This is a genomic window from Arthrobacter sp. NPDC056493 (assembly GCF_042795115.1).
Classification (GTDB): domain Bacteria; phylum Actinomycetota; class Actinomycetes; order Actinomycetales; family Micrococcaceae; genus Arthrobacter.
The window spans coordinates 1-21,098 of record NZ_JBHTSL010000069.1; the positions used below are offsets into that span (position 1 = coordinate 1).

At 66.3% G+C, this 21,098-nt stretch carries 23 protein-coding genes; 7 read left to right on the plus strand and 16 right to left on the minus strand.

Annotated elements, in window-relative coordinates:
* Positions 1 to 111 precede the first annotated feature (111 nt).
* Positions 112 to 2,352 (minus strand): S9 family peptidase, encoded by a 2,241-nt coding sequence (locus ACFQ50_RS21060; protein ID WP_377997569.1) that lies wholly within the window; start codon positions 2,350 to 2,352, stop codon positions 112 to 114.
* A gap of 175 nt (positions 2,353 to 2,527) precedes the next feature.
* On the opposite strand from ACFQ50_RS21060, the gene ACFQ50_RS21065 reads away from it, so the two are divergent.
* On the plus strand, positions 2,528 to 2,710 hold the full coding sequence (locus ACFQ50_RS21065; protein WP_377997570.1) for a hypothetical protein: 183 nt from the start codon (positions 2,528 to 2,530) through the stop codon (positions 2,708 to 2,710).
* Positions 2,711 to 2,947: 237 nt separating this feature from the next.
* A complete protein-coding gene (locus tag ACFQ50_RS21070; protein ID WP_377997571.1) occupies positions 2,948 to 3,286 on the plus strand; it encodes a hypothetical protein in 339 nt (112 codons plus the stop codon).
* Between the two features lie 127 nt (positions 3,287 to 3,413).
* On the opposite strand, the gene ctaD is transcribed toward ACFQ50_RS21070, so the two are convergent.
* On the minus strand, positions 3,414 to 5,165 hold the full coding sequence (gene ctaD, locus ACFQ50_RS21075; RefSeq protein ID WP_377997572.1) for a cytochrome c oxidase subunit I: 1,752 nt from the start codon (positions 5,163 to 5,165) through the stop codon (positions 3,414 to 3,416).
* A gap of 310 nt (positions 5,166 to 5,475) precedes the next feature.
* Positions 5,476 to 5,898 (minus strand): hypothetical protein, encoded by a 423-nt coding sequence (locus ACFQ50_RS21080; protein WP_377997573.1) that lies wholly within the window; start codon positions 5,896 to 5,898, stop codon positions 5,476 to 5,478.
* A gap of 561 nt (positions 5,899 to 6,459) precedes the next feature.
* Between ACFQ50_RS21080 and ACFQ50_RS21085 the strand changes: the two genes are divergently transcribed.
* Complete coding sequence (locus ACFQ50_RS21085; protein ID WP_377997574.1) at positions 6,460 to 7,878, plus strand: ABC transporter substrate-binding protein; 1,419 nt, start codon at positions 6,460 to 6,462, stop codon at positions 7,876 to 7,878.
* 1 nt (position 7,879) lies between these two features.
* On the opposite strand, the gene ACFQ50_RS21090 is transcribed toward ACFQ50_RS21085, so the two are convergent.
* The 5 genes from ACFQ50_RS21090 to ACFQ50_RS21110 all read right to left on the minus strand — a co-directional run bounded on the left by ACFQ50_RS21090 (position 7,880) and on the right by ACFQ50_RS21110 (position 11,971).
* Positions 7,880 to 8,878, minus strand: a complete 999-nt coding sequence (locus ACFQ50_RS21090; RefSeq protein WP_377997575.1) for an NAD(P)H-hydrate dehydratase — start codon at positions 8,876 to 8,878, stop codon at positions 7,880 to 7,882.
* A complete protein-coding gene (locus ACFQ50_RS21095) occupies positions 8,862 to 9,620 on the minus strand; it encodes a histidine phosphatase family protein (protein WP_377997603.1) in 759 nt (252 codons plus the stop codon). The genes ACFQ50_RS21090 and ACFQ50_RS21095 overlap by 17 nt, the downstream gene beginning before the upstream one ends.
* Positions 9,621 to 9,986: 366 nt before the next feature.
* On the minus strand, positions 9,987 to 10,151 hold the full coding sequence (locus ACFQ50_RS21100) for a hypothetical protein (protein WP_377997576.1): 165 nt from the start codon (positions 10,149 to 10,151) through the stop codon (positions 9,987 to 9,989).
* 45 nt (positions 10,152 to 10,196) lie between these two features.
* On the minus strand, positions 10,197 to 11,294 hold the full coding sequence (locus ACFQ50_RS21105; protein WP_377997577.1) for an LCP family protein: 1,098 nt from the start codon (positions 11,292 to 11,294) through the stop codon (positions 10,197 to 10,199).
* A gap of 53 nt (positions 11,295 to 11,347) precedes the next feature.
* Positions 11,348 to 11,971 (minus strand): low molecular weight phosphatase family protein, encoded by a 624-nt coding sequence (locus ACFQ50_RS21110; protein WP_377997578.1) that lies wholly within the window; start codon positions 11,969 to 11,971, stop codon positions 11,348 to 11,350.
* 214 nt (positions 11,972 to 12,185) lie between these two features.
* Between ACFQ50_RS21110 and ACFQ50_RS21115 the strand changes: the two genes are divergently transcribed.
* Positions 12,186 to 13,304: an alkaline phosphatase family protein gene (locus tag ACFQ50_RS21115; RefSeq protein WP_377997579.1), complete on the plus strand. Its 1,119-nt coding sequence runs from the start codon at positions 12,186 to 12,188 to the stop codon at positions 13,302 to 13,304.
* Here ACFQ50_RS21115 and ACFQ50_RS21120 read toward each other — a convergent pair.
* Positions 13,241 to 13,711: a hypothetical protein gene (locus ACFQ50_RS21120; RefSeq protein WP_377997580.1), complete on the minus strand. Its 471-nt coding sequence runs from the start codon at positions 13,709 to 13,711 to the stop codon at positions 13,241 to 13,243. The genes ACFQ50_RS21115 and ACFQ50_RS21120 overlap by 64 nt on opposite strands.
* A gap of 106 nt (positions 13,712 to 13,817) precedes the next feature.
* On the opposite strand from ACFQ50_RS21120, the gene ACFQ50_RS21125 reads away from it, so the two are divergent.
* Both ACFQ50_RS21125 and ACFQ50_RS21130 read left to right on the plus strand, forming a co-directional pair.
* Positions 13,818 to 14,369 (plus strand): universal stress protein, encoded by a 552-nt coding sequence (locus tag ACFQ50_RS21125; RefSeq protein WP_377997581.1) that lies wholly within the window; start codon positions 13,818 to 13,820, stop codon positions 14,367 to 14,369.
* Between the two features lie 75 nt (positions 14,370 to 14,444).
* Positions 14,445 to 14,732 (plus strand): DUF6221 family protein, encoded by a 288-nt coding sequence (locus ACFQ50_RS21130; protein ID WP_377997582.1) that lies wholly within the window; start codon positions 14,445 to 14,447, stop codon positions 14,730 to 14,732.
* Positions 14,733 to 14,782: 50 nt separating this feature from the next.
* Here ACFQ50_RS21130 and ACFQ50_RS21135 read toward each other — a convergent pair whose 3' ends face one another.
* From ACFQ50_RS21135 to ACFQ50_RS21155, 5 genes are all read right to left on the minus strand, one after another.
* On the minus strand, positions 14,783 to 15,457 hold the full coding sequence (locus tag ACFQ50_RS21135) for a DUF6766 family protein (protein WP_377997583.1): 675 nt from the start codon (positions 15,455 to 15,457) through the stop codon (positions 14,783 to 14,785).
* A gap of 92 nt (positions 15,458 to 15,549) precedes the next feature.
* Entirely contained in the window at positions 15,550 to 15,975 is a 426-nt protein-coding gene (locus ACFQ50_RS21140; RefSeq protein ID WP_377997584.1) for a hypothetical protein, read from the minus strand.
* Between the two features lie 173 nt (positions 15,976 to 16,148).
* Complete coding sequence (locus ACFQ50_RS21145; RefSeq protein WP_377997585.1) at positions 16,149 to 16,376, minus strand: hypothetical protein; 228 nt, start codon at positions 16,374 to 16,376, stop codon at positions 16,149 to 16,151.
* Complete coding sequence (locus tag ACFQ50_RS21150; RefSeq protein ID WP_377997586.1) at positions 16,366 to 17,106, minus strand: GAF and ANTAR domain-containing protein; 741 nt, start codon at positions 17,104 to 17,106, stop codon at positions 16,366 to 16,368. Before ACFQ50_RS21150 ends, ACFQ50_RS21145 begins: the two co-directional genes overlap by 11 nt.
* Before the next feature lie 120 nt (positions 17,107 to 17,226).
* Complete coding sequence (locus ACFQ50_RS21155; RefSeq protein ID WP_377997587.1) at positions 17,227 to 17,994, minus strand: GAF and ANTAR domain-containing protein; 768 nt, start codon at positions 17,992 to 17,994, stop codon at positions 17,227 to 17,229.
* A gap of 394 nt (positions 17,995 to 18,388) precedes the next feature.
* On the opposite strand from ACFQ50_RS21155, the gene ACFQ50_RS21160 reads away from it, so the two are divergent.
* The gene (locus ACFQ50_RS21160; RefSeq protein WP_377997588.1) at positions 18,389 to 19,852 is read left to right on the plus strand and encodes a YdiU family protein; all 1,464 of its coding nucleotides are present in this window, start codon (positions 18,389 to 18,391) and stop codon (positions 19,850 to 19,852) included.
* A gap of 1 nt (position 19,853) precedes the next feature.
* Here the strand turns inward: ACFQ50_RS21160 and ACFQ50_RS21165 are convergent, their stop codons facing one another.
* Together ACFQ50_RS21165 and ACFQ50_RS21170 are read right to left on the minus strand one after the other, a co-directional pair.
* Positions 19,854 to 19,994, minus strand: coding sequence for a hypothetical protein (locus ACFQ50_RS21165; protein ID WP_377997589.1), 141 nt, complete (start codon positions 19,992 to 19,994; stop codon positions 19,854 to 19,856).
* Positions 19,995 to 20,217: 223 nt separating this feature from the next.
* A complete protein-coding gene (locus tag ACFQ50_RS21170; RefSeq protein WP_377997590.1) occupies positions 20,218 to 20,931 on the minus strand; it encodes a GAF and ANTAR domain-containing protein in 714 nt (237 codons plus the stop codon).
* Positions 20,932 to 21,098: the final 167 nt, after the last annotated feature.

Sequence of the window (21,098 nt, forward strand, 5' to 3'; positions counted from 1 at the left end):
GGCTCGCAGGCGGCCATTTTTGGCAAAACGGTGTCACGTCTCACGCGCGAACGCCAACGAAACGGGTCGACGCCGTCCGTGAGTCCGGGCGCTTGTGGCGCAGCCGATGGCCTACTTCAGCCCGGCGCCGGGCAGCAGCTCCGTGGCCCCCAGCGAATCGGCGATGAAGCCGTAGTCCCAGGCCCGCTCGCGCCACTGCACGTAGCGGCCGGAGGCCCCGCCGTGCCCGCCGTCCATTTCGATCTTCATGAGGATCGGCTCGCTGCCCGTGGTCTTGTTGCGAAGCTCCTGCACCCACTTGGCCGGCTCCACGTAGAGCACCCGGGTGTCATTGAACGACGTAACAGCAGCGATCTTGGGGTAGGCCACCCCGCGGACGTTCTCGTACGGCGTGTACGACTTCATGTACTCATATACGGCGGGATCGGTGATGGGGTTGCCCCACTCCTCCCACTCAAGGGCCGACAGCGGCAGCTCCGGGTCCAGGATGCTGGTGAGCGGGTCCACGAACGGAACCTGCGCCACGATGGCGGCGTACTTCTCCGGCGCGAGGTTGGCCACGGCGCCCATGAGCAGCCCGCCGGCGGAGCCGCCCAGCGCGGCGATCCGGTCCGGAGCCGCCCAGCCGGACTGCGCCAGCCAGTCCGTGGCCGCGATGAAGTCCGTGAACGTGTTTTTCTTGCTGAGCTTCTTGCCGTCCTCGTACCAGTGCCGGCCGAGTTCGCCGCCGCCGCGGATATGGGCGATGACGAACACAACGCCGCGGTCCAGCAGCGAAAGCCGGGCGATGCCGAAGCCCGGGTCCATGCTCAGCTCGTAGGAACCGTAGCCGTAGACCAGGCCGGCCGCCGTCGAGTCCTGCTTGACGGCTTTGTGCCGCAGCACCGACAGCGGAACCCGGGTGCCGTCGGCGGCCTCGGCCCACTCGCGGGTTGCCACGTAGTCCGAGCCGTCGTAGCCGCCCAGGACGGGGCTTTCCTTGCGGAGCAGCAGTTCACCGGCCGGCTGCTCCGGGGTGGGCAGCACGAAGTCGTAGACGCGCGACGGCGTGAAGTATGACGTGTAGCCCAGCCGGATCACGGGCGCCTCGTAGTCCGAACCGCCGACTCCCGCGGTGTACAGCTCTTCGTCAAAGGCGGGTTCCACTGGAGCCTGCTGGCCGGCAGTCCCCAGCCCGGCCAAGGACATCACCTGGACCCGCTCGATGGTGTCCTTCCGTATCGAGACCACAAGGTGGGTGGCGGTGACCCCAGCACCGTTGATCCGGACGTCGTCGGAATGCTCGACGACGGTGCTCCAGCGCTGCTCGGCCAGCGGCTTGGCAAACTCGGCCGGCTCGGCCAGCGAGACCATCGAGTTCACGGCGTTCCGGTTGTGGGTGATGAGGATGCGTTCAGCTTTCTGCCCGTCCGGGCCCTCGAGCAGGAACGGCTCGGCCTCATAAAGCACGCGTTCGTTGCGGGAAATGACAGTGGACAGACCGGAGTCGGGGTCGTCGAAGCGCAGCAGGCGCGTCTCGCTGTACTCGGAGCAGCCGATGCCGAGCACAAGGTGGCGCCGGTCGGAGGAGAGCTCGAAGCCCAGCCACATGGCGGCGTCGTCCTCCTGGTAGATCACCTCATCGTCGGTGACCGGAGTGCCCAGGACGTGGGACTTGACCTGGTAAGGCCGCCAGGAATCATCCACCACGGTGTAAAAGATGCGCGTGCCGTCCGGGGAGAACGAGACTCCGTAGAAGACATTCTCGATGACATCGGGCAGCAGTTCGCCGGTCCGCAGGTCCTTGATCCGCAGCGTGAACCGCTCGTCGCCCGCGTTGTCCACGGCGTAGGCGTAAAGGGTTCCGTCGATGGTCACAGCCGTTCCGCCTACCGAGAAGAACGGCTTGCCTTCCGCTTCGACGTTGCCGTCCAGCAGGACTTCCTCGCCCGGAATTTCGACGCCGGCCTCCACCGCCGGGGGAGTCCAGTCCGCCACCGGATCTCCGGTATTTTGGGCGCGGACCCGGCACTGGATGCCATACTCCTTGCCCTCGACGGACCGGCTGAAGTACCACCAGCCGTCCTTCCGGTTCGGAACGGACAGGTCTGTCTCTTTGGTCCGGCCCTTGATCTCCTGGAAAATGGCCTCGCGCAGCGGTTCCTGGTGCGCCGTGAGGGCTTCCTGGTAGGCGTTCTCTGCCTTCAGGTGCGAGACGACCTCCTCGGACTCCTTGTCCCGCAGCCACTCGTACTGGTCCACGAAAGTGTCCCCGTGGTGCGTGCGCTCGGTGGGCACCCTCTTGGCGACAGGCGGCCGGGGCGGGGCAACGGCGGAGGAGCTTTCGGGCTGCTGCAGCGGAGTGTGGGTCATTCCCTCAATATATAGAGCCGCTCTGACATTTGGGCCGCCGTTCGCTACCGGGGGAGAGGCCGGCATTCTGACGCTCCTCACACGCCGGCCCGTGCCCTGTCCCTGCTCCGGCGCCGGGCGTATCCTGAACTCGCGTCAGCAAGAACGAACCCACACGAGCCTTCGAGGGGGAAGCATGACCATCCCGCCAGTGCACGAACCAGAGCCGTTCCCGCCGGAGCCCGGGCCCGATCCCATGCGGCCCGACCCGTCCCGCCCCGCACCGCCCAACCCCGTTCCCACGCCCGAGCCGCCCGGACCGCTTCCGGTACCCGATCCCGGGCCCGCGCCGCTGCGCCCCGACCCCACCCGCAGCTGAACTGCCCGCCAGACCGTCCGCCGTCGTCGAACATGTGACACGCAAATGGTCCGGGGACGCTGGAATCCACGCGTCCCCGGACCATTTGCGTGTCCGGGGGCGCAAATGCGTATCCGGGGCCTGGGCGCGAAAGGTCGCATTTCTGCAACATTCGGAATTTTCCTGTTACCTGGGTCACATGCAGGCTAGGGTTAGACCCGGTCGCAGCGTCGCGGCCGTGCATGAGGGGAGAAGTTTTTGAACCAGAAGCTCAAGGTACTGGTCCGCGTTGATCTCGACTGCGGTGAGGCTCAGGTCGCCGCCCAGGGACATGTAACCGCCCAAAGCATCCAGGCTCTTTACGTCGTTATGAAGCGCGCCAACCACCTCCGTCAGGGCCTGCAGCTCGTCGTCGATGTCAGCCACGCCCGCGTCGAACCCGTCGCACTCGAACAGCTGCGGGAATGCTCCAAAACGCACCACCTGCCGCGTTCCATTGATCCGCAGCAGTCCGAATGCAACCTCCGCGTTTTGGCCCCGGCCGACGGCGGCATGGACGCCGCAACTGGCCGCGTCCCGGTGGCGGCGGCTGCTTGAGGGCAGTTGGCTGAACTGACTACGCACTGAGGCCCCGGACTCCCAATGGAGTCCGGGGCCTCAGCCTTGTGCCGGAGTTGCTTCCCCTCTGCCTTCAGGAAGACTGCGCGTCGGAACAAGCGACGGGCTAGCGGTCCGGGTTCGGATCCCGCACGTCGCGTTCGCCGATGTCCGCCGCCCCCAGGACCTCGGCCGCCGGGGTGTGCACTGCGTCGTGCTCGCGGACGCGCAGCTCGGGATGGTGCAGGTCCAGGGCCGGGCGCTCGGAGCGGATGCGCGGCAGGGATGTGAAGTTGTGCCGCGGCGGCGGGCAGGAGGTGGCCCACTCCAGGGAAGCCCCGAAGCCCCAGGGATCGTCCACCTCCACCTTTTGCTTGCTGCGCGCCGTGATGAAGACGTTCCAGAAGAACGGAATGAGCGAGGCGCCCAGCAGGAACGAACCAAAGGTGGAGAACTGGTTCATGGCCGTGAAGTTGTCCTGCGGCATGTAGTCGGCGTAGCGGCGCGGCATGCCTTCGACGCCGAGCCAGTGCTGGATCAGGAACGTGGCGTGGAAGCCCACAAGCAGCATCCAGAAGTGGATCTTGCCGAGGCGTTCGTTGAGCATCTTGCCCGTCCACTTCGGCCACCAGAAATAGAAGCCGGCGAACATCGCGAACACCACCGTGCCGAACACCACGTAGTGGAAGTGCGCCACCACGAAGTAGGAATCGGAGACGTGGAAGTCCAGCGGCGGGGAGGCCAGGATGATGCCGGTCAGGCCGCCGAAGAGGAACGTGATGAGGAAGCCGATGGCCCACAGCATCGGCGTCTCAAAGGTCAGCGAGCCGCCCCACATGGTGCCGATCCAGTTGAAGAACTTCACACCGGTCGGTACCGCGATGAACATGGTCATGAGCGCGAAGAACGGCAGCAGCACCGAGCCGGTGACGTACATGTGGTGCGCCCACACCGTGGCTGACAGGGCGGCGATGGCGATGGTCGCGTAAACCAGGCCCTTGTAGCCGAAGATCGGTTTGCGGCTGAAGACGGGGAAGATCTCGGACACGATGCCGAAGAACGGCAGCGCGATGATGTACACCTCGGGGTGGCCGAAGAACCAGAACAGGTGCTGGAACAAAATCGCCCCGCCGTTCTCGGGGTCGTAAATGTGGGCGCCGAAACGCCGGTCCGCGCCGATGGCGAAGAGGGCTGCTGCCAGCGGCGGGAACGCCATGAGCACCAGGACCGAGGTGATGAAAACGTTCCACGTGAAGATCGGCATGCGCCACATGGTCATGCCGGGTGCCCGCATGCAGACCACAGTGGTGATGAAGTTGACCGCGCCCAGGATGGTGCCGAAGCCGGACAGCGCCAGGCCGAAGACCCACAGGTCACCGCCAATGCCCGGCGTAAACGTGGTGTTGTTGAGCGGCGCGTACACCGTCCAGCCAAAGGAGGCGGACCCCTGCGGAGTGATGAAGCCGGACACCGCAATCGTTGAGCCGAACAGGAAGAACCAGAAGGCCAGCGCGTTCAACCGGGGGAATGCGACGTCCGGTGCACCGATCTGGAGCGGCATGATCACGTTGGTGAAGCCGGCGAACAGCGGGGTGGCGAACATCAGCAGCATGACGGTGCCGTGCATGGTGAACAGCTGGTTGTACTGCTCCTTGGTCACCAGAACCTGCATACCGGGTTCGAAGAGTTCGGCGCGGATCAGCAACGCCATCACGCCGCCGAGGCAGAAGAACACGAAGGACGCGATCAGGTACATGTACCCGATCGTTTTGTGGTCAGTGGAGGTGATCCACTTGACCACCATGTTGCCTTTTCGGAGGGGCACCACCCTGGGTGCCTCAGTGGCGGTGGTGCTTGGTGGTTGCTGATATGCGGTCATCGTCTGCCACTCCCCGGCATCGCGCTTCGACGCCCCGTGTAGGGCGAGGGTGCTGGCCGGACCGTGAGCGGTTCACAGAACCGACGGCATCAGGATAGCGCCTGCGGCAGCCCCGCAAAAGGTTTACTGGTTAATGGCCGTGGCGGGACCGTGGACCTCTGTTGGTGTCGCGGCACAGCTCCGGGAGGCGCTGCCCCTCCCTGGCACCACTTCTCCCGAGTTTTTGTCCAGATAATGGCTCCAAAGTGGCCACGAAAGCCCATTATCTGGACAAAAACTCGGAGGAACTTCGTTCAGTCCCGCACTTCGTTCAGTCGGGCACTTCCATTTGGAACCCGCAGCCACAGCGCAGCAGCCGGGTGGGCAGGTGCACGTCGTGGATGGTGCGGTGGCGGCCGAGCTCTGTGCCGTAGATGCTGCTGGTACCCGAGCTGACCGAGGCCATCGGCATGCCGCAATGGAAGTATTCGCCACCGAACTGCAGGACTCCCATCACCTGGCCGTGGCGGTTCAGGACGCCTGCGACGTCGTGCACGCCGGCGGGGTGGGCGTAGAAGCGGTCGCATTCGACGCAGGTGTAGGACACATCAACAATGCCGTCCTGAGGGGGATGCAGGGCCTCAATGGATTCGATGATCAGGTGTTCATCCGTCTGGCACTGGGAACACCACAAGGGGACGCCGGAGGGGCGCTGCGCTTCGCCGGGCAGGTGGGCGTTGGAGATAGTCGTCATAGACGTGCTCCTGGTTAGGGGGCATCGGCGCCCTGCTGCTTGAGCTCAATCCCACGCTTAAAATACTCCCGGCCCGCAGGGCCGAGCAATAGCACCCCAAGCTGGCCGGGACGCCGTCCGATGAGCCGGCCCGGCCGCCGTCGTAAGCCCTGAAATCGATGCCCTGACCGCCCGAAAACCGGAGGAAAAAACCGTTCCGGATCCCCCCTTGTGACGGGGCGGGGCTGGTGCTATAAAACATCTACAGCCAGCCGACGCGGCTGGCGGTGAACGGGAGGACCCGGGGCTCAATTTGGCTGCCAGAAGGGGCGGTTAGCCCGGGAGCACGCCACCGCGCCAAACAGCGCACGGCAGCAGCATCCGGATCCTCTCGCGGACGGTCTCCGGCTCAATGAGCGGAGGCCGTCCTTTCGTGCGCCCCCTCATTTGCTGCGAAAGCCAGATCCTGCAGACAGCCGGGCACCTATTGGTTACGCTTGTCAAACAGGTCTCCTAGTTGTACGCGGGGTTCCACGCCCTGCGTGGGTCGGTGCTGCGGACAAGGGACGGCAGGAGCGCCAGGTGAATAGGACCAGAGGCCAAGTCAGGGCGGGCGTTCTTGCGGCAGTGTCCTTGGCGGCGGCCGTCCTGGTGTCCTGCACGCCCGGCAATGGGCAGCCGCCCGCGCCCACACCGGACATCGACCACCACAACATCACCGTCTGGACCACAGAGACGCTGCCGGACCGGATGGCCAAGCTTCACGTCGTCATTGACGGTTTCACTGCTGCCACCGGAGTGAAGGTCGACCTCATGGGCGTTCCTCCGCACCGCTTTAACCAGGTCATGACGTCATCGGCCGCCTCCGGTGACCTGCCCGACGTGATGGCTTCCTTGTCGCTGGGGCAGGTCCGGACCATGGCGACGTCCGGCCACATCGACTACAAGACGAACGCGGCCGTAGTGCAAAGCCTTGGAGAACAGACGTGGGCCGCCCGGGCGCTCGAGCTGACGCGCGACAACGGCCAGCAGTTGGCCGTTCCGGGCTCCGCGTGGCATCAGCTGATTTACTACCGCAAGGACCTCTTCGCGCAGGCTGGTCTCAAGGCGCCTCGGACGTACGCGGACATTCTTGCCGCGGCCAGGAAGCTCGATTCCCCGGCGCTCGCAGGAATTGTCGCCGCCAACAGGCCCGGCCAGGCGTTCACGCAGCAGTCCTTCGAGCACATAGCGCTGGGCAACGGCTGCCAGATGGTGGATGCCAAGGGCGGCATTGCGTTCGACAGTCCCCAGTGCGTGGCAGCGCTCGGCTTTTACCGGGACCTGCTCAAGAACTATTCCGTGCCCGGCATACAGGACATCGACACAGTGCGGTCCGCCTACTTCGCCGGGAAGGCGGCCATGGCCATCTGGCCGACGAACATGCTGGATGAGCTGGCCGGCACCCGGGCCGATGCGCGGCCCAGCTGCTCCGAATGCACCAAGGACCCGCTGTTCCTGGCGCGGAACACGGGAGTGGTGACAGGACTCCAGGGGCCGGACGCGCAACGGCCCGCGCATTTCGGCGAAGTGATCTCGTGGACCGTGACGGCTGATTCAGACGCCGAACCTGCCCGCCGCTTCGTGGAATACTTCCTGACCGACGGCTATGCCGACTGGCTCGCGGTTGCCCCGGAGGAGCGCGTTCCCGTGCGCTCGGGCAGCACCGTAAACCCGGCCGAGTACGCGGATGCCTGGATGTCCATCCCCGTGGCGGCCGGCAGGACCGAGCGGTTCGGCAGCGTTTATGCCAAGGACGTCCTCGCCACCCTGCTGCAGGGGGCCAACGACCTGGAACACTGGGGGATTGTCCAGGGCCATGGCGATCTGGCCGGTGCTGCGATGGCCGAACTGCCGATTGCCAAGGCCGTCAGCGACGTCGCAGCGGGCCGGGCGCAGCCGCAGGCCGCAGCCACGAAGGCCGCCGCGTCCCTGCGGTCCATCCTGAAGTCCCTGAAGTAGCTCAGGTGGCCAGTTCCATCATGAGCGGCGGCAGTTCGTCGGCCAGTTCCCGCGCCAGATAGCCAAGGCCGCCAACCCGGCTGGCCAATCTGTCGCCCGCCGCGGCGTGGAGGTGGGTGCCCCAGCAGGCGGCCTGGGCGTCGCTGGTTCCCCGTGCCCGGAGCCCGGCGATGGCGCCGGCAAGAATGTCGCCGCTGCCGGACGTTCCCAGCCCGCCGTAGCCAGTGGTGATTTCCCAGTGGTTCCCCGTGTCAGGGAAATCAGAGGCGGACGAACCGCCGTCGGAGGAACCGCCGTCGGGGTTGCCGACGCCGGGTGGCCCGGCAATCACGCCCTGGCAGCTCACCACGGCGCGGTATTTTCCGGCGAGTTCGACGACGTCGGCCGCCAGGTTCCCGGTGTCCCGGCCCAGCAGGATCGCGGCCTCGGTGGGGTTCGGCGTGAGGATCAGGCGGCCCGCCCAGGGGCCCAGCTCATCAACCAGCCGGGGGAGGGCACCCAGCGCGTAGGCATCGAGCACCACCGTCGGACCGGCGCCCTGGCCCGGGTCCCTGGAGGATTCGTGCCGCAGCAGCCCACGGAGCAGCGCCTCGGTCTGTTCGATGTCGTCCAGTCCGGGGCCGATCAGCACGGCATCCGCGGCGTCGAAGTCCGGCAGCAGGTCCTCGAGCCCGGCGTCACCCACGGAACCGGCCTCGGATTGGGGCAGCCCGATCACCCCCGCCTCCGGCAGCGTCACGGCCAGCTGGACCGCCACTGACTCCGCCACGGCCAAGGTCACCCGGCCAGCTCCCGCGCGAAGTGCGGCCGTGCCAGCGAGCAACGCGGCACCCGGCGTGCGCCTCCCGCCGCCGATCACCAGCACCGCGCCGCGGGAGTATTTGTCAGACCCCGCGGAGGGCAGCGGCCAGCTCCGCAGGAGCGTCGGCGTGACAAGGGTGGCGCCAGCGTTGGTGGAATCTTTTGCTGGAGTGTCGGTGTGTTCAGCGCGGGTGGACATTGGCGTCACCGGCATGTTCGGTCACTTCGACGCCCTGTTCCATCAGGTGGTCGGCCATGTTGAAGCTCTCCAGGGTCCACGGCCCCACACCCTCCGGCCGCACATAGCGGGTCAGCGAGGCGTTCAGGACCGGAGTGCTGGCCGCCACGTCCAAGAGCTCCCGTTCGGACATGCCTTCGAGGATGTAGCGGAACAGCATGACGACGGCGTCGTGGCAGACCAGCATCACCCGGTGGCCACTGCCCAGCGCGTTCAGTTCGCCGATCACGGAACGGAGCCGCAGGGCCACGTCCGCCCACGATTCCCCGCCCGGCGGGCGGTAATAGAACTTGCCCAGCCACCGCCGCCGTTCTGCCTCCTGGGGAAGCCGGGTTTCCACGCCAAAGGCGGTGAGCATGTCCAGGATGCCCAGCTCGCGGTCGCGGAGGCGCTCGTCCGAGCGCACGGGGACGGGCCAGCCTGCCGTCTCCACGGCGATCTCAGCCGTCTGGTAGGCGCGCATGTAGGGCGAGGAGATAACGACGTCGGGCCGCCGGTCCTCCGGCACCGCCGCCAGAGCGCGGCCCAGGGCCGTCACCTGCTCCCGCCCTGTGGAGGAGAGCTCGACGTCGGCATCACGGGCGGGGACCGCGATCACCTCGGCGCCGGAAACCGTGGCGTCGGTGGCGGCCACGTTGCCTTGGCTCTCGCCGTGGCGGATCAGGATGAGTTCCACGGCGCCGGCAGTCCACGCCGCGGGCACCGGGGCATCCTTGTGCGTTCCATCAGCGGTGGTTCCGTTCTGTCCCACGATTGCACTCCCGTTCAGCCGAGGCCTGCGAATTTTCCACGTTACTAGTGCCGTACCCGGAATGTCAGCAGACTAATCAGCCGCCATGGAAACCCCACACGCGCAATCAGGTTCCGTCGCCTTTCTTGAAACGCTTCCTCACCTCCTGCAGCCAAACGGGAAACGCTCTTGCACTTGACGACCGCAAGGGTTTGGCCCAAGGCGGCGGGACGTGAGGGGGCGTCCGGCCTAAGGCGGCAGGACGTGAGGGGGCGTCCGGCCTAAAGCGGCAGGTGGTGAGGGGGCGTCCGGCCCAAACCGGCAGGTAGTGAGGGGGCGTCAGGGGATGCGTTTGCCGCCCGAGCGGTTGAGGAAGAACACCAGCAGGGCCGCCAGCAGCAGGAAAGGCGCCACCCACAGCAGGAAGGCCACCGCCTTGACGGCTAGGCCCACGAGGAAAAACAGCACCGCAGCAACGGCGATGACCCACATCAGCTTTTTCACCGGTTACCCCTCACACAAATCGTCACTAGCGAAGCCAAGCAGGCATCACTTGCCCAGCGTCGCGGCGTACTGCCCCAGCCGGTCCTTCCCCAGGGCGGTGCCCACAGCGGCAGCGGCGCCGTAGTCCGGAAGGATGATTGACTGTCCATCAGTGCTGGTCCCGAATCCCGCCGTCGGAAGCGTGAAGAACACCGCGTCCTGCATCCGGACATTACGCAGGCTGTACACAAGGCTGGCCAGGGCGGTCGCGTTCAGCCCCTTGTCCACGGTGATGTACTTCGACGCCGTGTTCACCAGCTTGTACAGCGTCACCGGGTTGGTCAGCGTGCGCGCGGAGAGCAGCTTGGCCAGGGTGGAGCGCAGGAACAGCTGCTGGTTCGCGACCCGTTGGAAGTCGCCGTCGGCAAACGCGTAGCGCTCGCGGACGAACTCGAGGGCGCGCTGGCCCTGCAGCTTGTTCACCCCGGCGGGGAAGTGCTGGTGCGTGTCAAAGCTGGCGGTGAACTCCACCGGATTGTTGACGTCCACGCCGCCGAGCGCCTCGGTGATGCCCCTGAAGCCTTCGAAGTCGATCATCACGGCGTGCTGGATCCTCTGCCCGAACAGCGATTCCACAGTCTTCACCGCAAGCGGCATTCCGCCCTGTTCGAGCGAGGAGTTGATTTTCGCTTCGCCGTAGCCGGGGATCGGAACCCACAGGTCGCGCATGAGCGAGATGCCGTAGGCGTGCTTCCCGTCGGCCGCCAGATGCACCAGCATGAGGACGTCCGCGCGCTGGTTCGGCAGGCCGTTCGGCGCCGGGGCATCACCCTTGCGGTGGTCGCTGCCGATCAGGAGGATGTTCATGGGCAGCGTGGGCGGCGGTGGCGGTTCCACCGGCTTTGGTGTGGGCTTCTTGGTGGGCGAGGGCTTGGTCGTGGCCGTCTGCGTAGGGCTCTCAGGGGCCGCGCTGATATCCGTCTTGGCGGTCTGGGTATTCCAGATCTGGGCCAGGCTGAACAGGAAGCCGCCGGCCACCAGCGCAATCGCGAGCAGCGATACCAAAACTACATTGCGTATGGTCCGCTTGGGTTTGGCGCCGCCATCGGCGCCCGGAGCGGGGTCGCCGTTGCCCCCGGCTCCCGGACTGTTCCGGGATTTCATGATCGGACGGTACCACCAAAAACCGCCCGTGAGAACGACGGCGGCCGGCCGGCTTAGGAGGGGGCGTTCAGCCGGGCGAAACGCAGGATGGAGATGATCGCCGGGGCAAGTTCGTCTTCCATTTGCCGGTAGTAGTCGGCGCTGCGGCGGTAGGGGTCGACGACGTCGTTGTCCCCAGCATCGGGGGCCAGCGCGAGGTGCCGGACGGAGGCTGCCCGGGCAGGAAGCTTGTGCCAGAGCTTGGTGTTGGCCGCGAGCCGTTCACCGTTGAGGCTCCCGGTCCGGGGCGTCTGGTCCCCGCGCTCCTCCAGAACATCGAGCATCCGGGCAAACTCGCGGATGGTGAAGGTACGCTTCAGCAGCGAGGCATCCAGTTGCAGCACCTCTCCCCGGTGGCCGGAGGTCATGGTGAGGACCAGGTCCACGTTCCGCAGGATCTTGCCCGACAGCTGGCGTGCCGCGAAGCCCTCGGCCGTGCCGCCGAAGGTGTGGATGATGTCCGCGGAAAGCGGCTGGATCGGGTCGCCCACCAGGGCGCGGGTCCCGGCGCTGCGCACCTGGAAGCCGCCGGGAAGCACCTGGTCCAGGCCGGCCTGAAGCAGGCGCTCCGCCACGGGGGAGCGGCAAATATTGCCAGTGCAGACGGTCAGGATTCGGACTGGCGAAGGCGATTCCACGTATTGGCTCTCTCAGGCTGGTGCGCAGGACAGGTCTGTCCCACCGACTCAACTTAACACGTGGGCCGCCCGGCGTTCCGGAGAACCATGGTGCGCCCTCCCAAACAACTCCCAGCTTTCCCCCATGCTGCTGCCGGGCTAGCAGTGCCAGCATGGAATGCAGACCTATTGGCCCGGGACCGCGAACCGACGTTGCTGCAGAAGGCAGGATCCAATGAGAGCTGCTCTGATTCATAGGTGGCACCGGCGTGGGTGGGGCCGGCGCCGGCCGGCTGGCCGGAGGCTCATCCCCGCCGCGTTGCTGGCGGTGGCCCTCACGGGGCTTGCTGCCTGCGGAACGGGGCTGCCGCCGTCGCCCTCTCCCGCACCCACGGCGGCGGCAAAGCCGGGGCATGTGTTCGTGATCAACCTGGAGAACAAGTCCTTCCGGGATGTCTGGAACGACCAGTCGGACGCAGAGTACCTGTCCCAGACCCTGCGCCCGCAGGGCGTGCTGCTCAGCCGGTACTACGCAATCGGACACGCGTCGCTTCCCAACTACATCGCCCAGATCTCGGGCCAGGGCCCGAACTCAGCCACCAAAGGCGACTGTCCGGTCTACGAGACCTTTGACTCGAGCGGCACAGCGTCGCTGGGCCAGGAGCAGGGCAGCGGCTGTGTGTATCCCGAGTCGGTGCAGACGGTCGCGGGCCAGCTGAGCGCGGCCGGGAAGACCTGGAAGGGGTACATGGAGGACATGGGAACCCCGTGCCTGCATCCGGAACTGGGTGCCGACGATCCGAACCACGCTGCGCAGGAAGGCGACCAGTACGCGACCCGGCACAACCCGTTCGTGTACTTCGCGGGGATCACGTCGTCACCGGAATGCGAGCGCAACGACGTCGGCCTCTCCAGCCTCTCCGGTGACCTGAAGACCGTGGCCACCACTGCGAACCTGTCCTACATCAGCCCCAACCTGTGCAACGACGGGCACGACAGCCCGTGCGTTGACGGGCGGGAGGGCGGCCTGGTCTCGGCCGATGTATGGCTCCGCAAGCATGTACCGGAGATCATGGCCTCCCCGGCCTACAAACAGGACGGAATGCTGGTCATCACCTTCGACGAGGCGGAGGGGAAGGAAAGCGCGGATGCTGCACTGCCCGGGGGAGCGGCCGGCGGACTCATCGGGACGCTGGTGCTGTCACCGCTGGCCAGGGCAGGCGCCACCTCCGACCGTTTGTACAACCACTACAGCCTGCTGGCCAGCATCGAGGATGTCTTCGGGCTGCCCTATCTGGGGTACGCCGCCGCGCCCGGGCTGAACCGCTTCGGGGCCGATGTTTTTAGCCGCTGAATCAGGAGAAATGTCAGCAGCGCCGCCGCGACGTGCGCGTACAGCAACACGTGCAGCGGTTGGGTCGGCACGCCGGCCAGCAGCAGCCCGGGGCCGGTGAACTGGACGGGGTCCGAGTGTCCGTGGCCGCCCAGGGCGGTCGCCACCGGATCGGAGAAGAAGGCGAAAGCCCAGTGAATGGCCTGCTGTCCCACGCCGGCCAGCACCAGCAAGGCCCAGTTCGGCACACCGATGCGGGTGACGACTGCGCCGGCCAGGCTCAGCAGCGCGGCGGTGGCGACGACGATCGGCACCGCTGGCACGGGATGCCCGGACACAGCGTGGATGACCAGGCCCAGGACAACACTGACGGACCCGAAGACCCAGCCGGCCACGGCAAACTGCGTGCGACCTCCACGTTCCGCCATGCGCCCATCCTCCACCAGGTTGCCCGCCGGTGCCAGAGGGTCCTAGTAGGCTGGCAATGAGAGTCACCCCGATCTGCCGTAAGGACAGCGTGGAATGGCATCACTCATGAATGAGCCAGCGAAGGAGGCCGGGCTCCCAAGCCGGGAGGACGGGTTCGTCCCGCAACGGATTGCCGGCCCGGTGCTGGTCGGCGTCGTTCCCGGGCAACCACCCGCCGTCGTGCAAAGTGCCGCCCGGTTGGCCTACTCCCTGAACGTCAAGCTCATCTGTGCCTATGTGGATATCACCTCCTACCTCAGCAACGAGCGCGACGACCAGGACCTCCTGCAGTCAGCCGGGCAGGAGGGAACCGTTGACGACGCCGAGCAAACCAGCGCCCATCTCAGGGAGCACCTGCAGGCTGTCCTCGGCAAGGCCGGGATCCGATGGTCGCTGCTGACCCTGGTCGGCGAACCCGCCCGGGCACTGGCCCGGCTGGCCGACTCGGCGGATGCCTCGGTCATCGTGGTGGGCACCCGCGAAGGGAGGGTGGGTGCCCGGCTGGAGCAGCTGCTGCTCGGCTCGGTGGCCGTCCACCTCACCCACCGGCAGACCCGGCCGGTGGTTGTTGTTCCGCTCGCCCCGCAGAAGCGGCACCGCCCGAAGGAGGACGCCTGACACCATTCCGGCGCGGTTGCCGGTCAACACCGCCGGCACCATCCACCCACCCAAAATGAATGCGAGGGACTTCACATGGCCGACCTGATCGATTTTCTGGAAGCGCGGATCGCCGAGGACGAGGCGGATGCCCGGCGGGGACTGGAGATGGAAGGATCGGCGGGACCCGTCGTCGGCTGGTTCAGTCCCGGGCGCGTGCTTTCCGAATGCGCGGCCAAACGGACGATCCTGGGCAACGTGCCGCTGGTCACAGACGTTCCCACCGCCATCGGCGCCACGAGCGAGTACGTTCTCATGTCCCTCGCCGCCGTTTACAAGGACCATCCGGATTACCAGGAAGGCTGGGCGGTGGACGGGCTGTAGGGCCGGCATCCGGCGTCGGCACCTCCGGCGCCGCCCGCCGGCGCCGCCCGTCAGCCGGTAGTGCCTGTGTCGTCGTGCGCACGGCCCACGGGCTTGGACTCGGGTGAGCCGCGCTGGCGGAGGTAGATCGACAGGACAACCATGGAACCGACGGCGAGGAACTCGGACTGCCAGTTCTGCAGAGTGCGGTTCCAGAACTCCGGCGAGACGATGTACTCCGCCCAGCTGACGGGCTGCTGGAAGTTCCTGAGCTGCTCCTGGTTGTAGTTGCTGCTGCCCGCAATGGACTGGACCAGCCAGGACAGCAGGAAGATCAGGCCCATGGTCGCCCCGAGGGAGTTGGAGTACACGGTCCGTCGCCAGCCTGAGACGCGGGCCCATTTGGGCGACTTGGCGTTGCTGTACTCGCCCACGAGCTGTTCCTTGTCCGACTCCGGGCCGCGTTCGTTCAGTTCCTTGGACTCGGGGGACCCCTTCTGGACCAGCCAGATGGTCGCGAAGATGTACAGCAGGAACTGCAGGTACTCGGACTGCCAGTTTTCGGAGACGTCCACGGCGAAGTTCGACGACGTGAGGTACTGTCCGAGACTGATTTCCTCCAGTCCGGAGGCCACCTGCTCCTGGTTGAAGAGGGCATGGCCGGTGAGCGCCTGGCCCAGCAGGGCCAGGAGGAAAATGATGCCAAAGAAGAGGCTGAGACCGTTGTTTCTGAGTGCTTTCTTCACGGTCCGCCTATCCCCGGACAAGCCCGACGGCGGCCAGGTAGGCCAGTCCGCCGAAGATCAGGATGAGATACAGGGCAAAGCTCCAGCGCATTCTATTTGCCTCCTACTTCGCAGGTGTACGGCTCTTCTTCCCCTTTGGGGGTGCAGCCTGCGCCCGTGACCTTCCAGCCGGCGTTGGAGGCGGCCAGGAAGACGGTGTCGTGCTCGAACTCGACGAAGGCGTCACGGCCGAACTGCTCGGAGCCCAGCAGCTTTCCCGCGTCCGGGATTTTCGCCTTTTCCAGCTGGCTCTCGCAGGTGCCGGCGTCACTGGACCGCGCCGTCTCCTCCCGTGTCCCGGACTGCAGCAGCGAGCAGGCCGCCGTCATGTTGGAGCTGGCCACTTCCCGGTGGAACGCTTCGGCTGCTTCTGCGGCCTGCGTTCCGTCAGCGGCGCACCCGGAAAGCACGCCGCCGGAAAGCGCGAGCAGGACGAGGACGCCGAGCCGCAGGCCCCTGACGGCGCTAGGCGTTTTCACGGTCTTCGCTCACGGGCGGCCCTCCTTCAAGGGAAAACGACGACAATAATAAGGCTACTTATTGTTTAGCCCGTGCCGACAACGCCGTCAAGGAGGCGCGCCCGCTCAGCCTGGCGGACGGCGTACAGGCAGAAGCCCGACGGCGGGGCGTTGCCCCTGTTTCGATGGACGCGTCAGTTCTCGAACGAATTGCCGAGTTCATAGATGGCGTGGTCCAGCAGGTCCCGCTGGATGGGGCGCAACATGTAGGAACCGTGGAGGTAGGCCTCGATCTCCATGGCGCCTGCGTCACCGCCGATGCTGAAATAGTGCATCCAGAGTTTGTCGACCTCCAGCTGGGCTTGCCGGAAGGCCCGGGCAGTCCGGTTTCTTTGCGCCTCGCCGTCCTGGTCAGCGCTCATGGTGTCCGGCGTCGGATTCCGGTGTGCGTTCGAGTATCCGCTGGGCCACCGCGCTCAGGAGGATCTCCTCTGTCCGGGCGCGGCTGATCATGGCTTGCAGGGCCTCCCGCTCGCCCACCTGCAGCCGCTCCATCAGCACGCCTTTGGCTATGTCGATCAGGCTCCTGCTGTGCAGGGCGTCTTTCAGGACGTCGCTGAGGTGGGCGGCGCGCTCCCGTACCTGCAGGTTGGACAGGATGAGCGCGGCGGGACCGGCAAGGAGGGTCAGGACCTGCTCGCTGTGTTCATCGAAGGCCCGCGGCCGGTCTGCGTAGACTTTGAGGGCTCCGATGGCCTCAGGCCTGTTGCGTCCGCCGAGGTCTGGCACGAGGAGAGGAACACTGATGCAGGACAGCACCCCCGTGCCGGCGCTCGCCTCGCTCCAGACGGGCCATCGCTGCTCGGTGCGGACATCGTCCACGAGCACGGGCTGGGCACTGGCCCATGCCGTGAGGCAAGGCCCCTCGCCCAAGTCGTACTGCAGCCGGTCGGCTTCCTGAACGAGGCTGCTGGTGGATGCCGTGCTGGTGCGCCGGCCCTGGTCGTCGATAAGTGTGCCGCCTGCACCAATGCTGCCGGCGAGGCTTTCGTGCGCGGCCTGGGCCAGGCTGGCCACGGCGCGGTCTACCACCGGCTCCGTCAACAGCAGGCCCGAAACCCAAGCGAACATCTCAGGCAGTTCCGCTGCCATTGGGTTCTTCCGCTTCACGGGGTGGCCTCACATCTCATCGGGTTCGGGAACATCCCTCTGGGCGGTACGTCCGGCAGATGTTCTCCATCATAGTCACGGGGTTCGAGGCCGCCGGTCCGGTCACCCGGGCGTGGTGTCGTCACGGTTTGCCTGCTCTGGTAGCTGAGCCCCGTTGAGGATGTCTGTGGCAATCTGCTTCAGCTGTTGTTTGTTGGAGAGCGCCATTTGGTGGAGAACCGCGGCGGCCTCCTCGCGGCTGCCGCGGGTCTGGGCCATCACCAGGCTGAGGGCCGCGTCAATGACTGCCCTGGACTGCAGGGCGCCGTGCAGGCCTTCCGGAAGGAGCGCCAGGCGGTGGACGCGGAGCGCCAGGCGGAGGACGCGGGACAGGGACGAGGCATACGTTTCGGCAGCGGTGATGGTGGCCGCGTCAAAAGCTGCTGTACTCCGGGCGTAGCAGTTCAGTGCAGCAGCCGCGTCGGGCCCGGCATCAATGGGTACGGCAAGGACCGATACGACGCGGTCGGCCGTAACCGCCTGCCAGTATTGGTGCCATCGTTCGGACGTTTCGAGGTTCCTGACCAGCACCGTCCGGCCTTCCCTTAAGGCAGTCAGGCAGGGGCCGTCGTCGAACCCGTACTGCTTCTCGTCCATCTGCCTGGCGCTTTCGCTGCTGCTTGCTACGGTGATGAGTCGTCCGTCCCGCTCGACGGAGATCGCGCACAACATCGGCTCTGGCACGGCGAGTTGTGATGCAGAGAAAACTGCCAGCTCGAGGAGGAAGTCATCAAACCCCGGGCTTTCCAGCAGCAGGTCCTGCAATTGTTCCAGCGTCGGCGAGGGAAATTGCCCGGACGCCGGCGGCTGGCCGGACTCGGCGGTGGCCATCGCATGCCTCAATCTCCTGAGAGCCGGATCCTCCGATCCACTAATTGCAACCGGACGAAGGGTCCGGGAATGGCCGCGGGCTTGCGTCTGCGGCCTGTCGTGACGAAAAGATCGACCGCGTCCCCAAGGTCCTGGCCGGCAGGAGTCCTTGCTCTTCATAGGCGCTTCGCCTTCATTTTGAGCCTACTCCCTTTGTGCCACGTGAGATACGAGCGGTGGGCCGGGGCGAGCGCCGGATGAGGCACGCTACGTCCGAAGGCCACGGATGTAGCGTGCCAGCTCGATCAGTCCCGGAAGACAACCCGCCAACGCTTCATCACTGATGGGGCGTTTGGAGAAGGCGGCGGGATCTGATGGGGCGTTTGGGGCCCAAGGCCGAACGTATGCTTGAAAGATGAGCGCTGCAGCCGCATCAACCGTCACCTTTGAAAGCCGCTTCGCCACGGAGCTTGCCGAGATGGCCATCCCTTGGAAGGCGGAGGAGGTCCCTGCCCCGCGGCTGCTCGTCCTGAATGAGCCGCTGGCCGCCGAGCTGGGCCTGGACCCGGACTTCCTTCGGAGCCCGGAAGGGCTTCCGCTGCTGATCGGCAATGCAGTGCCCGACGGCGCCACTCCCGTTGCGCAGGCCTACTCCGGCCACCAGTTTGGCTGGTTTGCGCCGAGGTTGGGTGACGGCCGCGCGCTCCTGCTCGGTGAGATTTCCGACGTCGAAGGCCGCCTCCGCGACATTCACCTGAAAGGCTCCGGCCGCACCCCCTTCGCCCGGGGCGGCGACGGGTTCGCCGTCGTGGGGCCGATGCTGCGTGAATACATCGTCAGCGAAGCGATGCACGCCCTGGGCATTCCCACCACCCGGTCGCTCGCCGTCGTAGCCACCGACCGTTCCGTCCAGCGGGAGACGGTGTTGCCGGGGGCGGTGCTCACGCGGGTCGCGAGCAGCCACCTGCGCGTGGGAAGCTTCCAGTACGCCCGGGTCGCCGGTGACGACGGGCTCCTGCGCCGCCTGGCCGACCACGCCATTGCGCGCCACTATCCCCACGCCGCCAAAGCGGAGAATCAGTATCTCGACCTGCTCAGCGCGGTCATCAGCGCACAGGCTTCGCTGGTGGCCCAGTGGATGCTGGTGGGCTTCATCCATGGCGTCATGAACACGGACAACATGGCCATCTCGGGGGAGACCATCGACTACGGCCCGTGCGCCTTCATGGATGCATTCGACCCCGCCACCGTCTACAGCTCCATCGACGAGAACGGCCGTTACGCCTACGCCAACCAGCCCCTCATCGCAGAGTGGAACCTGGCACGCCTGGCCGAGGCGCTCCTTCCGCTGTTCGACGATGATGAGGAACGCGCGGTCGAGCTGGCAAAGGAGTCATTGGGTGCGTTCCGCCAGCAGTACAGCGCCGCCTGGCTGGCCGGCATGAAGGCGAAGCTCGGGTTGGACGGCGGCGTCGACGATGATGTGGCTTCGCCCCTGATTGACGAACTGCTCGCCATGCTCCAAGAGGAGCGCGTCGATTACACATCGTTCTTCCGGCGTCTCGGAACCGCGGCCCGCGGCAATGGCGGACCGGCACGGGACCTGTTCCCGCGACCGGACGTATTCGTCGCCTGGGCCGGACGCTGGCAGGCCATGGATCCGGACGCGGATGTGATGGACCGGGTCAACCCGGCGTATGTGCCCCGCAACCACCTTGTTGAGGAAGCACTCAGCTCTGCGACCGGCGGTGATCTTGGACCGCTCAGGCGATTGCTGGAAGCGGTGACGGACCCCTATAACGAGCGTCCCGGCGTCGAACGCTACGCGGAGGCTGCGCCGGAAAGCTTTGGCCCGTACCGGACCTTCTGCGGAACCTGACCTATGGGCCGGGGTGGACGAGCGTGTCCGGATCCAGTTCGCTCGCCGGTGCGTCGGCGAGTCCCTGCGGCGTGAGGTCCAGGTCGTCCAAAGCGGCCATGGCTGCGTTCAGCCCGGCATCCGGGGCAATGTTGTTAGTCATGGTTCTCTGTCTCCTGAAGTAAGCGGGACGTGCATTGGTGTGCTGACTGGCTATTTTCCTTGGAACTGGCCCGCGCGCCAAAATTGCGCCGCGGGAAGAAATGCTGTAGCCACGGCCGATCTAACCCGTCCGGAACCGCTGTAGTTAGGTGATGGACGACGGCGGCAGCCCCCTCCTGCGCGGGCCGTCGCGGCCCGGTTGGAGGCAGTTTTATGACGGCCGGTTACACCTCGCCGCCGCCGATGATGTCCAGGGAGAGCTGGTGCAGCGGTTCCTCCCGCCGCCGGGAAGCGCTGATGAGCGTGGCGAGGGCCTGGTCGCGGCTGATGTGGAGGCGCTCCATGACGATCCCGGTGGCCGTTCCGATCGCATCCCGGGCGCCGAGGGCGCCGATGAGCCCGTCGCTGAGGCGCTGGGCGGTGTCGCGGGCCTGGGAATTGGCAAGCATGAGTGCCGCGGGCCGGGCCAGCAGCTCGATCAGGCGGATGGCCCTGGAATCGAATCCGTTTGGAATGGGGGAGTACACCTTCAGCGCCCCGATGGCGCCGTCGGGAGTTGATAGCGGCGTGCTGATCACCGAGCGAAGGGGCAGGCCGGCAATGGCGCGGCTCCAGGCTGGCCAGCGGTGGTCGGCGCGGCAGTCCTCGACCGTAACTGTCGCCTGCTGGGCCCAAGCGGTCAGGCACGGCCCCTGTCCAAGGTCGTACTGGAACTGGTCTGCCTGCAGGATATCGGGATCAGTGAAGGCCGTGCTGGTACGCCGGCCGCGCGTATCCATCAGGCTGACTCCTGCTCCCAGGGTCCCCGGAATGGCTTCCTTCAAGGCCTGGGCCAGCGCGGAAACGGCTTCGTCGACGGTTTCGTGGGTCAGCAAAAGGTCGGCGATCCGGGCGGTGAGCGCCGCGAGTTCGTCAGCGAGGGGCAGGTTGGCTTGCATCGGAGCCCGACTAGGACGTGGGGGGAGAGCCCGCGGGGACCTGACCGGCTCGGCGGGAGGATCCGGACCGTGCAAGAGTGGCTGCTGAGACAGGCACGCTTTAATTCCTCTCCTGAGTGCGCAGAGTGCCGTCCCGGTGGCAGACTGCCGCGTGGAAAACGTTTAAG